The organism is Alkalihalobacillus sp. AL-G (assembly GCF_030643805.1).
Taxonomy (GTDB): domain Bacteria; phylum Bacillota; class Bacilli; order Bacillales; family Fictibacillaceae; genus Pseudalkalibacillus.
On sequence record NZ_CP094656.1, the window covers coordinates 2,730,032 to 2,745,793 of the forward strand.

General features: G+C 41.5%; 14 protein-coding genes. 1 reads left to right on the top strand and 13 read right to left on the bottom strand.

The window, feature by feature from the left end; genetic code table 11:
* Positions 1–31: 31 nt before the first annotated feature.
* The 12 genes from deoC to gpr form a co-directional block, all read right to left on the bottom strand.
* On the bottom strand, positions 32–697 hold the full coding sequence (gene deoC / locus MOJ78_RS14025; RefSeq protein ID WP_304977960.1) for a deoxyribose-phosphate aldolase: 666 nt from the start codon (positions 695–697) through the stop codon (positions 32–34).
* A gap of 62 nt (positions 698–759) precedes the next feature.
* Entirely contained in the window at positions 760–2,106 is a 1,347-nt protein-coding gene (mtaB, locus tag MOJ78_RS14030; protein WP_304977961.1) for a tRNA (N(6)-L-threonylcarbamoyladenosine(37)-C(2))-methylthiotransferase MtaB, read from the bottom strand.
* 7 nt (positions 2,107–2,113) lie between these two features.
* A complete protein-coding gene (locus MOJ78_RS14035) occupies positions 2,114–2,869 on the bottom strand; it encodes a 16S rRNA (uracil(1498)-N(3))-methyltransferase (RefSeq protein WP_304977962.1) in 756 nt (251 codons plus the stop codon).
* Between the two features lie 3 nt (positions 2,870–2,872).
* Positions 2,873–3,838: a 50S ribosomal protein L11 methyltransferase gene (gene prmA, locus MOJ78_RS14040; RefSeq protein WP_304977963.1), complete on the bottom strand. Its 966-nt coding sequence runs from the start codon at positions 3,836–3,838 to the stop codon at positions 2,873–2,875.
* A 97-nt stretch (positions 3,839–3,935) separates the two neighbouring features.
* The gene (gene dnaJ, locus MOJ78_RS14045; protein WP_304977964.1) at positions 3,936–5,048 is read right to left on the bottom strand and encodes a molecular chaperone DnaJ; all 1,113 of its coding nucleotides are present in this window, start codon (positions 5,046–5,048) and stop codon (positions 3,936–3,938) included.
* Positions 5,049–5,172: 124 nt separating this feature from the next.
* A complete protein-coding gene (dnaK, locus tag MOJ78_RS14050) occupies positions 5,173–7,011 on the bottom strand; it encodes a molecular chaperone DnaK (protein WP_304977965.1) in 1,839 nt (612 codons plus the stop codon).
* Positions 7,012–7,043: 32 nt separating this feature from the next.
* Positions 7,044–7,625 carry a nucleotide exchange factor GrpE gene (gene grpE / locus MOJ78_RS14055; protein WP_304977966.1) on the bottom strand — a complete coding sequence of 194 codons (582 nt, stop codon included), beginning with the start codon at positions 7,623–7,625 and terminating at the stop codon, positions 7,044–7,046.
* Positions 7,626–7,694: 69 nt separating this feature from the next.
* Positions 7,695–8,729: a heat-inducible transcriptional repressor HrcA gene (gene hrcA, locus MOJ78_RS14060; protein ID WP_304977967.1), complete on the bottom strand. Its 1,035-nt coding sequence runs from the start codon at positions 8,727–8,729 to the stop codon at positions 7,695–7,697.
* Between the two features lie 418 nt (positions 8,730–9,147).
* Positions 9,148–10,290, bottom strand: a complete 1,143-nt coding sequence (hemW, locus tag MOJ78_RS14065) for a radical SAM family heme chaperone HemW (protein WP_304977968.1) — start codon at positions 10,288–10,290, stop codon at positions 9,148–9,150.
* Positions 10,291–10,421: 131 nt separating this feature from the next.
* Complete coding sequence (lepA, locus tag MOJ78_RS14070; RefSeq protein WP_304977969.1) at positions 10,422–12,248, bottom strand: translation elongation factor 4; 1,827 nt, start codon at positions 12,246–12,248, stop codon at positions 10,422–10,424.
* A gap of 265 nt (positions 12,249–12,513) precedes the next feature.
* Positions 12,514–12,867 (bottom strand): DUF3679 domain-containing protein, encoded by a 354-nt coding sequence (locus MOJ78_RS14075; protein WP_304977970.1) that lies wholly within the window; start codon positions 12,865–12,867, stop codon positions 12,514–12,516.
* Between the two features lie 76 nt (positions 12,868–12,943).
* Complete coding sequence (gene gpr / locus MOJ78_RS14080) at positions 12,944–14,047, bottom strand: GPR endopeptidase (RefSeq protein ID WP_304977971.1); 1,104 nt, start codon at positions 14,045–14,047, stop codon at positions 12,944–12,946.
* Between the two features lie 179 nt (positions 14,048–14,226).
* Between gpr and rpsT the strand changes: the two genes are divergently transcribed.
* Entirely contained in the window at positions 14,227–14,493 is a 267-nt protein-coding gene (gene rpsT / locus MOJ78_RS14085; protein WP_304977972.1) for a 30S ribosomal protein S20, read from the top strand.
* 160 nt (positions 14,494–14,653) lie between these two features.
* On the opposite strand, the gene holA is transcribed toward rpsT, so the two are convergent.
* Positions 14,654–15,688, bottom strand: a complete 1,035-nt coding sequence (holA, locus tag MOJ78_RS14090) for a DNA polymerase III subunit delta (RefSeq protein ID WP_304977973.1) — start codon at positions 15,686–15,688, stop codon at positions 14,654–14,656.
* Between the last annotated feature and the right edge of the window lie 74 nt (positions 15,689–15,762).

The following is a 15,762-nucleotide window of genomic DNA, read 5'->3' on the forward strand; positions in this document are numbered from 1 at the left end:
AAACATTAATTAATATTCAAATTTGTTATGATCAATAATCTGAATCTGATGTTTCGTCATTTACGATTGCAATACCTGAACTTGCACCGATTCTTGTTGCACCTGCTTCAATCATTGCAATAGCTGTTTCACGGTCACGCACTGCACCGCTTGCTTTCACTCCGATTTCAGGGCCAACAACTTTACGCATCAGAGCAATGTCCTCTACAGTAGCTCCACCAGTTGAAAATCCTGTAGACGTCTTAACAAAGTCTGCCCCTGCTTTTACAGAAAGCTCACAAGCTTGTTTCTTCTCCTCCTCGGTTAATAGGCACGTTTCAATGATTACTTTAGTTAATGCTTTTCCTTTAGCAGCTTCAACAACAGCACGGATGTCCTCTTCCACAAGATGATAATCCTTGCTTTTGAGTGCACCGATATTGATTACCATATCAACCTCAGTCGCTCCATTGTCAATTGCATTTTTCGTTTCGAATGCCTTCGTTTCAGGAGTTGATGCTCCTAACGGGAAACCGATAACGGTACAAACTTTAACTTGTGTATCCTTTAATAGTTCAAAAGATGTCGCTACCCAAGTTGGATTCACGCAAACAGAAGCAAATGTATACTCTTTCGCTTCTTCACACAGTTTTACAATTTCTTCTTTTGTCGTTGCTGGTTTCAATGCGGTGTGGTCAATCATTTGTGCGATATTCATTTCAAAAACATCTCCTCATTGTTTTCAACTAAAGTGATTTAATAAAAGCTCGCTGTCCTATTTCAGGCGGAAGCTGAAGTGTGATCGGTTTCTAAAACACGGACGAATTGTCCTTCGTTAAAAGGGTATCCCGCCTTGACAATCTTTACACGGACAAGCTTGCCAACCATATCTTCGGTTGCAGGAATCCGGACCTTTAAATAATTGTCGGTATAACCGATGTACATTCCACTTTCATGTGCTTCCTTATCCAACTCCTCTGGAATGATTTCAAGAACCTCACCTTCAAACTTGGTGGCATATTCCTTAGCGAGCTGATTGGAAAGTTCGATTAGACGGTGTACACGCTCATTTTTAATATCCTCTGGAACCTGATCCTCCATTTTTGCTGCAGGGGTTCCAGTTCGCTTACTAAAAGGAAAAACATGAAGCTCTGAAAATTGGTGTTCCTTTATAAAATTATAGGTCTCCATGAATTCTTCTTCTGTTTCTCCCGGAAAGCCGACGATGACATCGGAGGTTATCGCCAAACCTGGAAGTGCCTCCTTCAGACGGTTGATTCTGTCAGCAAACATTTCCATGCTGTATTTACGTCTCATTCGTTTGAGCACAGAATTCGATCCGGATTGGAGCGGAATATGAAGATGACGGACAACCTTATCTGAACGTTTGAGTACATCAATAACATCATCGGTCACTTGACTTGCTTCAATAGATGAAATCCTCAAACGTTTAAGACCTTTCACTTTTTCATCAAGATCGGATAATAGTTGAGCAAAGTTATAGTCTTTCATATCTTCGCCGTACCCTGCTGTATGAATACCAGTAAGGACGATTTCCTGATATCCAGCATCAACGAGCTGCTGAGCTTGTTCAATAACGTGTTCAGGCTTTCTTGAACGGAGCAGTCCTCTCGCCCATGGAATGATACAGAACGTACAGAAATTGTTGCAGCCTTCTTGGATCTTTAAGGATGCACGGGTCCGATCTGTGAAAGCTGGTACGTCTAGTTCTTCGTACACACGTGCTTTCATGATGTTCCCAACACCATTGATCGGCTGGCGTTCCTGTTTATATTGCTCGATATACTTAAGCATCTTAACCCGGTCCTGTGTTCCGACTACGACATCGACCCCAGGGATTGCCATGATTTCAGCAGGAGATGTTTGGGCGTAACAGCCGGTAACACAAATAACAGCATCAGGGTTTTTCCGAATCGCACGACGAATTACCTGCCGGCTTTTCTTATCTCCAGTGTTCGTCACGGTACACGTATTGATCACGTATACATCTGCACGTTTTTCAAAATTCGTTCGGTCATAGCCCTCACTTTGAAACAGCTGCCAGATTGCTTCTGTCTCATAGTGATTAACCTTACAACCTAATGTATGAAACGCTACGGAAGGCATAGTATGGTCACCTCGATAGTTCAAATTGATAGGAAATGGCGGAAAGCACGTATAATGGAGCTGTTTCCGTTCTTAATATACGTGGTCCTAAGCCGCAAGTTATAAACCCTGCAGCTTGCAACACCGTGACTTCCTCTTCAGTCAGACCACCTTCTGGTCCGATAATGACAAAGACACGATCGTTGGATATGTCTGCGGTTGAGAATAAATTGGCAAGCTTTGCAGTTTCATTCGCTTTTGCCTCTTCTTCATACGCAATTATTTTAATAGTGTACGAATCACTCAATGTGAGTAGTTCTTTAAACGGAACTGGTTCCGAGCATTTTGGTATACGACTTCGGTGCGATTGTTCCGCTGCTTCTTTAATAATCTTCTGCAGCCGTTCCGTTTTCTTTTTTCCCTTTTTTCGGTCCCATTTTACAATCGACCTTGAAGCATGAAAGGGGATAAATTGGTTCGCGCCTAGCTCAGTTCCTTTTTGGACAATCATTTCTAGTTTATCATGCTTCGGCAACCCTTGTGCGATAGTTACATAAATTGGCAATTCAGTTTGTTCATCCAACCATTTCTCGATGGATAGTTCAACTGCTGAATCTGTAATCTCATCAACTGCGCAGACAGCAACACGCGTCTGATTATCACAGACGATCAGATGATCTCCAGAGGTCATTCGCATCACTTTGGAAATATGCTTGACATCTTCTCCTGTAATCGTAGCATGTGAATCGGTCATTTGATCAGGTGTCACAAAATATCGTTGCATTCGTTATTCCTCTTCCTCTATAGGGTGCTTTGAAGGTTTACTTGCAATAAAAGCAACCCAATCTTCCATAATGAGAGTTTCTTCAATGTGAAATCCACTTTGTATGAGAGAGTTTTTCACTTCTTCTTTTTTCCCACGAATGATTCCTGATGTAATGAACTTTCCGTCAGGTTTTAAAAGATTGAATGCATCTTGATCAAATCTCAATATAATTTCAGCAAGGATATTAGCAACAATAACGTCATACTTACCATCAACATGATCTAATAAATTGTTTTGACGGACCGAAACTCGATCCTGTTCTTTATTCAATTTAATATTCAGCCTTGCACTGTTTACCGCAACTTCATCAAGATCCATTGCATCAACTTGCCGAGCTCCGAGCTTTGCAGCAGCAATACTCAGCACACCTGAACCTGTCCCGACATCTGCCACGTGAACATTAGGGCGAATCGCCTTTTCCAAAGCCTGGATACACATGACCGTTGTTGGATGTGTTCCTGTACCAAATGCCATTCCAGGATCAAGCTCAATGATGATTTCATCTGTATTGACCGCATCATATTGTTCCCAGGTCGGGGTAATCGTAATTCGCTCTGAAATTTTGACTGGTTTATAATATTTCTTCCACGCTGTTGCCCATTCCTCTTCATTTACTTCACTAATGTTAATCGTATTATGTCCAAGATCGATATCATGGATCAACAATCCGTTAATTGCTTCTTTTATTTCATCCACCGTCTCTCCAAGAAAACTCGTAACAGGAAGATAGGCTTTCACGATAACACCCTCTGTCGGGTAGTCATCAGGGTTAAGTTGGTAGATCTCTCCCATAGAAGTATCCCAGACTTTTATCAGATCCTGCGGGTCTTCAATGACCACCCCGCTCGCACCAGCCTCATGAAGGATATTTGAAATCGGTTCAACTGCTTCTTGAGTAGTATGAATGCTGATTTCTGACCATTTCATTGATCTACCAACCGTCCTTTCTTATTAAAAACATACATACATTACATGAATAAGTGCAATTGCAGCCACTTTGTAATACGGGCTAAGAACGAACCTTTTATTCGCCTTTAAAAGCCCTTCTTACCTTGCTGAATAAATTGTCTTGCTGCTCATCAACGGTTTCTCCGCTTATTTCTGCAAATTCACGTAGTAATGTACGTTGACGATCGTTCAGGTTTTTAGGTGTGATTACTTTTACTTTAACATGCTGATCTCCCTGTCCATATCCCCGCACATTCGGAACACCCTTACCACGGAGACGGAAGTTTGTTCCAGATTGTGTGCCTGCGGGAATTTTCAGCTTAACCTTCCCATGCAGCGTCGGTACTTCGATTTCGTCACCAAGAGCAACCTGCATAAATGTCAATGGCATATCCACAAAGATATCGTCCCCATCTCGTTTGTAAAACTCATGGGGCATAATTCGAGCAACGACATAAAGGTCACCTGAAGGTCCACCGTTTTCACCAGGTTCACCTTTACCGGTGACACGTATTTGCTGGCCATGATCGATACCTGCAGGAATTTTCACGTGAATTTTCTTTTGCTTACGTACTTTTCCTTTTCCGTTACACGTTGAACACTTATCTTTGATAAATTTACCTGTACCCTCACAGTGATGGCAGACACGGCGATTGACAACACGACCAAATGGTGTGTTTTGTTCTACGTTCAACTGACCGCTCCCACCGCAATGTGAACATGTATCAGGCTTTGTTCCTGGTTTTGCTCCAGATCCAAAGCAAGTATTACATTCTTCTTCTTTTGGAATTTGAATATCTGTTTCTTTTCCAAACACCGCTTCTTCAAATTTAAGAGTCATCGTATACTGAAGGTCAGCACCTTGTCTTGGAGCGTTCGGATTTCGTCTTCCGCCGCCACCAAAGAACATATCAAATATATCCCCGAATCCTCCGCCAAAGTCAGCTCCGCCAGCACCGAACCCTTGATTTGGATCGGTATGCCCAAACTGATCGTAATGTGCTTTCTTTTGTGAATCGCTTAACACATCATAGGCTTCTTTAACTTCCTTAAATTTCTGCTCTGCATCCGATTCTTTATTAACGTCCGGATGATACTTTCTCGCGAGCTTCCGATAAGCTTTTTTCATCTCATCCGTTGAAGCATTTTTATCCACTCCAAGGACGTCGTAATAGTCTCGCTTACTCAATACACTCACTCCCGGTTCCTTTTACATACATAACGATTATCATATCACTATTTCCAAGTAAAATAAACGTGAAAAAAGTCAAAGCCAAGAAAACTGACTTTGACTTTTGTCTTATAGAACGTTACTACTTCTGTTTGTTCTCGTCATCTACCTCTTCATACTCAGCATCTACAACATCGTCGTCAGCTTTTTTCTCTTCGCCACCCTCTTGCTCTTGGGCTGCCTGAGCTTGTTGAGCCGCTTGTTCATAAAGCTTTGTAGAAAGCTCTTGAACGATTGTTTGTAGCTCATCCTTAGACGAACGAATCGCTTCGAGATCGTTGTCTTCAATTGCCTGTTTCACTTTATCCTTTGCTTCATTCGCTTTCGCTACATCCGCTTCATCTACATTTCCTTCGAGGTCCTTCAAGGTTTTCTCGGTTGTAAATACAAGCTGATCTGCTTCGTTTCGAAGGTCAACCTCTTCACGACGCTTTTTATCCGCCTCAGCATTCTCTTCTGCATCTTTCACCATGTTTTCGATTTCATCATCAGACAATCCTGAAGAAGAAGTAATCGTAATTGATTGTTCTTTGTTCGTTCCAAGATCTTTTGCTTTTACGTTAACGATTCCGTTTGCGTCAATATCGAACGATACTTCGATTTGCGGTACTCCGCGAGGTGCTGGTGGAATATCGGAAAGCTGGAAGCGTCCCAACGTTTTGTTGTCAGCAGCCATTTCACGTTCACCTTGAAGCACATGGATATCAACAGACGGCTGATTGTCAGCAGCTGTTGAGAATACTTGGGATTTGCTTGTCGGGATCGTTGTGTTCCGCTCGATGAGCTTCGTGAATACCCCACCCATTGTTTCGATTCCAAGAGATAGCGGAGTAACGTCAAGTAAAACGACGTCTTTAACATCCCCAGTCAGTACACCTGCTTGAACAGCAGCGCCGAGCGCAACAACTTCATCAGGGTTTACACCTTTGTGAGGATCTTTTCCAGTTATTTTTTTGATTGCATCCTGAACAGCTGGAATACGAGTAGAACCACCGACAAGAACAACTTTATCGACGTCAGATGGTGTAAGTCCTGCATCCTTTAAGGCTTGACGTGTAGGTCCCATCGTACGTTCTACGAGGTCCGTAGTCATTTCATCGAATTTTGCGCGAGTCAAATTAACTTCAAGGTGCTTAGGTCCTGAAGCATCTGCTGTAATAAACGGCAATGAAATTTGCGTTTGTGTAACGCCTGAAAGGTCTTTCTTCGCTTTTTCAGCAGCATCCTTTAAGCGTTGAAGTGCCATTTTATCTTGAGATAGGTCTACACCGTTTTCTTTTTTAAATTCGCTTACGAGATAATCAATGATTTTCTGGTCAAAGTCATCTCCACCTAGTGCGTTATCTCCAGAAGTTGCTTTTACTTCGAAGAATCCATCCCCAAGTTCAAGCAAGGAAACGTCAAACGTACCGCCGCCAAGGTCATAAACAAGGATCGTTTGGTCTTCTGATTTTTCAAGGCCATATGCAAGTGCAGCAGCCGTTGGTTCGTTAATGATACGCTCAACTTCAAGTCCTGCAATCTTTCCAGCATCTTTTGTAGCTTGACGCTGTGAATCATTGAAATATGCTGGGACCGTGATAACTGCTTTTGTTACTTTTTCACCAAGATACGCTTCCGCATCGGACTTAAGCTTTTGAAGAATAATTGCAGAAATTTCTTGTGGTGTGAACTCTTTACCCTCTGCTTCAACCTTGTAATCTGTACCAATATGGCGCTTGATTGAAATGATTGTGTTCGGGTTTGTAATTGCTTGGCGTTTCGCAACCTCACCGACTAAACGCTCACCATCTTTAAATGCAACAACAGATGGTGTTGTACGATTACCTTCCGGGTTTGGTATTACAGTTGCTTCTCCGCCTTCCATAACGGCAACACAAGAGTTTGTGGTACCTAGATCAATCCCTATAACTTTACTCATGAAAAATACCTCCTATAGTTAATATGTAGCTGTTATTTGGTGTTCACTTTGACCATCGCAGGTCGGATAACACGGTCTTTCAGCATATAGCCTTTTTGTAAAACTTCGACAACCGTGTTATTTTCGTACTCTTCGCTTTGAACTTGCATAACTGCTTGATGAAGGTGTGGATCAAAAACTTCCCCTTTAGCATTGATTTCCTCAACACCCTCTTTTTGAAGTGCGTCGATCAACTGATTATAAACCATTTGAACTCCTTGTAATAAGGATTTCGCTTGTTCTTCATCCGTTTGCAGATTCATCGCACGTTCAAAGTTATCGATAACCGGTAATAACCCTTCTACCATTCCAAGAGCTTTGTACTTCGCTGCTGCTTCTTTTTCCTCTCGTGTACGGCGACGGAAGTTATCGTAATCCGCTTGTGTACGAAGCATACGATTCTTTATCTCTTCAAGTTCCTGTTCAAGTTCAGAAACTGGATCTTTTTCTGCTGTTTTTTGATCTTCTTTTAACTGATCATTGTTTTGAGATTCTTCTGAATCAATGATGTCTTCATTCGTTGTATCAACAGCCTCTTCATTAACTGCTTCAGCCTGTTGGTTTTTCTCTTCCATTATCGTTTTCACCTCCTAAAATGTGATCCTCTAAAACAATAAAATCACATGCTACAGGTATTTCCACAATCAATTCGAAAAATACCGTTCTGTAAGAACCCTCGTTAAATCTTTTGAGAGAAGGTCGAGTAATCCAATAACACGTGTGTACTCCATCCGGGTTGGACCCAGAATGGCCAATGTACCCATATGCTGCCCGCCGATTGAATAGCTTGCTGTGATTAAGCTACAGTTTTTCATTTCCTGTAACAAGTTCTCAGCACCAATTTTAACCTTGATACCAGTTGGCTCATCTTGATGGAGAAGCCTTTGAACGAGCTCATACTCCTCGATTGCATTATAGAGTGCCTTCACCTTTTCAACATCCTGAAATTCAGGTTGATTCAGAATGTTGGTTTTTCCACCGTAATAGACTCTATCCGACTTTTCAGTTTGAAACAACCGCACCAAGAAATCAAGAATTTTTTCATAGCTGTTTAAATTAGATGCGAGCAGCCCTTCCACTTCCTCTAGCAGCCTTTTCTTTAGTTGAGAGAAAGGAACCCCTATAAGACGCTCATTTAAAATATTCACTGTTCGTTCGATATCGGATGCGTCCATGTCAACTGGCAAGTCGACCGTATACTTTTCTACGTGACCAGTATCTGTAATTAGAATCAATACAGCAGTCCCAAGTGATATCGGTACGATCTGCAGGTGCTTTAATTTCGTTTCATAAACCTCTGGTCCGAGGATGATCGAAGTATATTTTGTAATATCAGACAACATCTTAGCTGAGTGTTCAATCAACAACTCAAGCTCGGACATTCGATTTTGAAATAAGGCATGAACCTGTTGCAAATCGGAATTGGTCAGTCTAACAGGAGACAGCAAATGATCCACATAAAAACGGTACCCTTTTTCAGATGGAATTCGTCCTGATGAAATATGGGTCTTTTCAATAAACCCCATATCTTCAAGGTCAGCGAGTTCATTACGTATCGTGGCAGAACTGAACGTAATATCCTCTCGTTTGGAGATGCTTCTGGAACCCAGTGGCTCTGCATTCCTTATATACTCGTCGATCAGGATTTGGAGAATAAGTAGCTGACGATCCGTTAACATCTGGTCTCATCTCCCTTGTTAGCACTCGATATGAATGAGTGCTAATTCTACTTAATAAATTACCAAATCAGAAATCCCTTTGTCAATATTTTAGGTCTGTGTTCAAAAAGTAGACGAATCAGGATCATTTATATGAAATTCGACTAAAATCATCACGCCCTGTGATAACGTCGTACTGACTCACGTCCTGTGAGCCCAAGGCACGACAGTTTTGAGGAAGGCTACTTACTCGGATAACATCTTTGCTGCCTTGCACCGAGGAAGCCTCCATCGGTAGCAACGAGCGGTACTTGCACATAAGCTACGAGTTGTACCGAGGAAGCCTGCATCCTAGGTTACGCTTGTAGACGCAGGTACACATTAACTAATCTTGTTAGATGCAGGTGCATGGGCTCTTGGATACTTTTTGAACTACCTTTTAGATTACCCCGATGAATTCTTGAAAAACCTCATTACCAAGAAAGATTCCCTGTTCGGACAACCTTACTGTCTCTGAAGTATTGATAATCAAGTTTCGCTTCTCAAGCATATCGATTTGTTCTGAAAAAAGTTCATCAAGTCGGCATCCGAATTTTTGATGAAACTTCGTCTTACTAACGCCTTCCATTTTCCGTAGTCCGAGGAATAGTTCTTCTTCCATTCGTTCATTCAATCTCATCTGAGTTCGTTCCCTTTGTGGAAGTTCGCCATTTTTTATTTTACGGATATAATGAGGGAGCGGTTTAACATTTTCATAGCGGGTATTAGATAAGTAACCATGTGCTCCTGCCCCGATTCCGTAATATTCGTCATTATCCCAATAAACCAGATTATGTCTACTTTCATAGACTTCACGGGCAAAGTTACTTACTTCATACTGTCGATAACCGTGAGCTTTCATCTGGTCAATCAAATGTTGGAACATATCTGCTTCAATATCCTCACTTGGAAGCGTAAGTGTTCCTTTCCGTTGGCGGTTAAAAAACACGGTCTGCTTCTCAACTTGAAGGGAATAAGCTGAAATATGAGGGACATCCAACTGAATCGCTTGTTGAACGGATTCTTTAAACATGTCCAACGTCTGACCAGGTAAGCCGAACATCAAGTCAATCGAAATATCTTCGAAACCATATTGGTGTGCCGCTTCGATCATCTTGATCACATCGGCACTACGGTGTGTTCGATTTAACTTCTTCAACAGTTCATCTTGAAAAGCCTGAACACCAATACTTAAACGATTGACGCCAGCATTCTTCAATAGCCCTAGCTTTGTACGATCAGTTACAGCAGGGTTTGCTTCTACTGTATATTCGACCTTCGAAAGATCAGGCTGGAAGGCAGCTCGAACAATATTCAGCATTCGTACCAATTGTTCCTCATTCAACGCTGTTGGTGTGCCCCCACCAATGTAAATCGATGAAAGGTTATCAAACGGGTGTACGTCAGTAACTCGTCTGATTTCTTCCTCCATTGCATCTAAATAATCATCAACAGGTTGGCCTTCAAGCAAAAATTTATTAAAGTCACAATAATGACAGATTTGTTCACAAAACGGGATATGAATATAAACTGCCTTTGCCATGCTAACCACAACTCTCTACTTTTCGTCGTTCATCATTTGAATCATTATCTAATCTGGTAAAATGGAAGAGGCTGACTCTTTCATGAGCCAACCTCTGTCAAAAGAGTTTTCAACTGATAAATTTTTTTACGTTAGTCGTCGGAATCCATTCGCAAGACAGACATGAAGGCTTCTTGAGGAACTTCAACATTACCGACTGTCTTCATGCGTTTTTTCCCTTCCTTCTGTTTCTCCAAAAGCTTACGTTTACGAGAAATATCTCCACCATAACATTTCGCAAGGACGTTCTTACGCAATGCTCTAATATTGGTTCGGGCCACAAATTTTGTCCCAATCGCTGCTTGAACAGGGATTTCGAATTGATGTCGCGGAATCAATTCTTTCAGCTTTTCTACGACTGCTTTCCCTCTGTCGTGTGCAAAATCGCGGTGGACTATGACAGAAAGCGCATCAATTTTTTCTGAATTAAGAAGGATGTCCATTTTAACAAGTTTCGATTGTCTATATCCGATCAATTCATAATCAAGGGATGCATACCCCTTCGTACTCGACTTCAATTGATCGAAGAAATCATAGACGATTTCAGAAAGCGGGATTTCATAAATGATATTCACACGGATATCATCTAAATATTCCATCGTTATAAAATTACCACGTTTTCTCTGGCAAATTTCCATAACGGCTCCAACGTAATCATTTGGAGTCATAATGGAAGCTTTCACATAAGGCTCTTCAACATAATCAATCAATTGTTGATCAGGCATATTCGAAGGGTTGTCGACAATTAGCTTCTCACCGTTCGTCAGGTACACATGATAAATCACACTCGGAGCTGTGGTGATTAAATCAATACCGAATTCTCGTTCGATACGCTCCTGAATGATCTCCATATGAAGAAGACCGAGGAACCCGCAACGGAAGCCGAAACCTAACGCCTGTGAAGTTTCTGGTTCATATTGTAGTGATGAGTCATTTAACTCTAATCGCTCTAAAGCCTCACGTAAATCATTATAGTTAGCTGAATCCACCGGATAGAGTCCGCAATACACCATTGGATTCATCCGACGATAGCCTGGAAGCGGTTCAACAGCGCCGCCTTTTGCCGATGTGATTGTATCCCCAACCCGTGTATCCCCAACGTTTTTAATTGAAGCGGTCAGGAATCCAACATCACCGACAGTCAATTCATCCTTCATGACCGGTTTTGGTGTAAAGACTCCTAATTCATTCACCTCAAATTCTTTACCAGTCGCCATCATCTTGATTTTTTCTCCGACTTTCACCGTGCCTTCTGTAACACGAATATAGGCGACCACCCCACGATATGGATCGTAAAGCGAATCAAAGATCAATGCCTTTAAAGGAGCTTCTGGATCCCCTGAAGGCGGTGGAACCTTTTCAACGATTTGTTCGAGTATTTCTTCGATACCGATACCACTTTTTGCGGAAGCGAGCACAGCATCAGATGCATCAAGCCCGATCACATCCTCTACCTCTTTACGGACTCGTTCCGGTTCAGCACTCGGTAGGTCGATTTTATTAATGACAGGAAGTATTTCCAAGTCGTTTTCGAGAGCAAGATAAACGTTCGCTAAAGTCTGTGCTTCAATCCCTTGCGCCGCATCAACGATCAACAGCGCTCCCTCACATGCAGCAAGACTTCTGGAAACCTCGTACGTGAAATCGACGTGTCCTGGTGTATCGATCAAGTGAAAAATATATTCCTGTCCATCCTTCGCTTTATAGGTCAATTGAACAGCATTCAATTTAATTGTAATTCCGCGTTCACGTTCTAAATCCATTGCATCTAGCATTTGTTCCTTCATCTCTCGGTGGGTTAACGCGCTTGTTTTCTCAAGAATCCGGTCGGCCAATGTTGATTTACCATGGTCAATATGGGCGATGATTGAAAAATTTCGGATTCTCGATTGGCGATCTAATTTATCTCTTTTATCCATTGTCTTCACTCCTAAGGTCGTACAACTAAGCTAGCATTGATTATAGCAATAGCATTGTTTTTATTCAATCGTTTCTCCCATCTAATGCAAAACAAGGTAAAACAATAGCTTCCCAGCCATATAAAAAGCCTGAGAAAAGGTTGCGGTTCCTTCGCTCAGGCTATTTTAGTCAGAAGACTTGAATAAATAAGTGTGCGAAACATTTTTTCACGTGCAACTCCCGGTTTTGGCGTGTTACTCAAAAATCGCCTTAGGATGAATCAGCTTATCCGAACATCAAGTAAAAGAGTTTATTAATGATCGTAGTAATGATTGTCAATGTTACCGTCAACAACTCACTGATGAAACCGGAAACCTTCGCTCCAAGATCTGAAAACACATTATATGCCTCAATATCTTCAAGCTTTTCCTGTTTCTCTTTAATATCATGACTTGTTATTTCTTGACCAAGGACTTCAGCTTCGACCTTTCCGTTCTCCTCTATCGTCCACTCGAGTGCACCATTCGATTCGGTTCCCTTCATCTTATCCATCTGTTCTGATACTTGCTGCATTCCAAGTAAAATGCCAAACAAAAGCACAGAAACCAGAACGAGACTTTTCATGAAAAATCGAATCATACACAACTCCTCCTAATAGCCTGACGTAAGTGGACATAATGGTACAAGCATATGTGTGTTTACTATATAATAGAACTCAATGTGTATAAGAATGACTGTTCTTTTGGTCGACTTCTCCGTGCAAAGCGGTGTTAAGTCCTCCTGCAATGACATTTGCCATATCTTCAATAAAAACATCGACTTCTTTCGGGGTAACAATTAAATTATGTCCTAATGGTGCAAGAACTTCTTTTATGAGCTGACGCTTTTGGTTCTCCTCAAGGGTACCAATCATTCCGAGATAAGCCTGACGATTTTCTTCACTCGGTAGATCTTCATCGGTCAATTCTTTCCGTTCTCCAAAGGTCATCCCTGCAGGAGTCAATGATTTGGATGGGTTGTCCCCTTCACGCATTTCACGACCAAAATGCTTGAGGATGTAATCGATCGTATCACTTGTAATCGTGACCGCATCGACAACGGTTGGTACACCAATTGAAATAACAGGAATTCCAAGTGTTTCTTTGCTAAGTTCTTTTCGTTTGTTCCCGACCCCTGAACCAGGATGGATTCCTGTATCCGAAACCTGGATGGTTGCATTCACACGTTCAATCGCGCGGGAAGCAAGCGAATCAATCGCAATTACAAAGTCAGGCTTCGTCTTTTCGATTACTCCATCGATAATTTCACTCGTCTCAATACCAGTGACCCCCATTACCCCTGGGGAGAGTGCGCTGACGGGACGGAATCCATCTTGTACGTTTTCAGGTGCTAGCTCAAAAAGATGTTTTGTAACTAATAAACTTTCAATTGTACTTGGACCAAGAGCATCTGGAGTAACATTCCAGTTACCAAGTCCTACGACGAGACAACTTGCGTCCTTCGGAATTTTCAACTCTTCTAAGAAGTTATGAAATTCTCTCGCGAAGACTTCTTGAACACGCTCCTGTAATGCAGAATCCTTTTGTCGAATTCCCTGCATTTCCATCGTCAAATAGGTCCCGGTCTTTTTTCCAGTCACCTTGGCACCTGCTTCTTCGATATCGACTCGGGTTATTTTGATTCCATCTACATCACGTTCTTTAACAATCACTCCATCAATTGTTTGCTTTGACTTTTCTTCCTGTTCTTTTGAGATCATCTCACGGGCTTCAATCGCAAGGTCCGTTCGTATGTTATACATTTCTAGATCTTTATCCATAATACGCCACCACCCTGGTTTGTTTTTGCATTTTTCATTAGGATGACCTTTTTCCAATTGTTTCATTCTTTTATTCCGATTGTTCAACAAACGATTGCATTTATACGAGGGGTTTGGTAGAATACTTTGTGTTGTATTTTTCGCAATTTCGGTTGCATTCAAGGAGGTGAACGGACGGAATGGCAAACATTAAATCTGCTATTAAACGTGTAAAGACAAGCAATAAGCATCGTGCTCACAATGCTTCTATCAAATCTTCTATGCGCACAGCCATTAAGACTTTTGAAACAAAGGTGGCGAACAACGACGCTGAAGGTGCTAAGGAAGCATTCTTGGTTGCAACCAAAAAGCTTGATAAAGCAGCAGGAAAAGGTATCCTTCACAAAAATGCTGCAGCACGACAAAAATCTCGCCTTGCTAAGCAATTAAACAGTGTAAGTGCATAATACTTACTTTTTAATTACAAACATGAACAAACGACCTTACTTACAGGTCGTTTTTTATTGCAGTTATAAAAAAAGCTTCATCGCTAAAAGAAAATCAGCTCAGGTCCAAGCATCCCTGCATGGACCTGAGCCCTCTTTAATACTCTATTTTTAAAAGGGATCATGCGTGTTCATTCTGTTTACCGAGCTCTGTGATGAATAGTTCAAGTGTTAACGTTTTATCCATTTGACCCGTCTTCATTTTAAAGTCAGCATCCGCCGCTTGGATCAATATGGTTTTCAGTTCGTTATCGGAAAACGAATTCCCCTGTCTAGATGCAATTTTAACGGCATAAGGGTGCAGCGACAGAGTGGATGCCATTTTTTTCTCCGTAAATCCCTGTTCCCGTAACTGTTTGACCTGTAGGATGATGCGAAACTGTCTTGCTAAAAGTGCCATAAGCTTGATTGGTTCTTCGTTTTGTTTCAGTAAGTCATAGACAATTCGAAACGCCTGATCGATTCTTCGGTTAACGACATGCTCTACCAATGTAAAAACATTGTTTTCAAGCGATCTAGAAATAAGTTCATCAACTGTTGACGGTTCAATTTGACCAGCATCACCCACATATAAAGCCATTTTTTTCACTTCATTAATTAAAAGCCCGAGGTCGTCTCCCTGCAATTGGATTAACCGTTCCGCTGCTTCATCGGTTATTGTAACATTTTCCTGTTGAGCAGTATGCTGGATCCAATCCTTTAACGCTTTTTCATTCATTTTATCCGTATGAACAAGTTCAGCCTGTTTTTTGAGAAGCTTAACGATTTTTTTCCTTTCGTCAAGTTTTTCATACGGGGCATCAACGATCACGATGGATTGTGACGACGGATTGTTTAAATACGCTTCTAAGCGTGCAAGGTCATGTTCGACTTTCACCTTCGCCTTAGATCCTGTTAAAAAGTATGGATTTTGAATGATTACGACACGATACTCACCCATGAAGGGTAAAGTCTCTGCATCTTCAAGTGCAGTTTCGATCGGAGTTTCCTCCATATCATACGTAGATTTATTAAAATCGGCAGAATCCTCATCCAGGGTAGCCTGAACAATCATTTGGCGTGTATAATCTAATATGTACTTCTCTTTACCGTATAATAAATACAGGGAAGAAAACGACTTGTGCTTCAAGTTTTGCGCTAATTCTTTAATGGACAATTTTATCACTCCTCTTTCTTATCCTAAACATTTGTGACAAAATTGCCAAGCATTGAAATAAAGGGAATGACTCC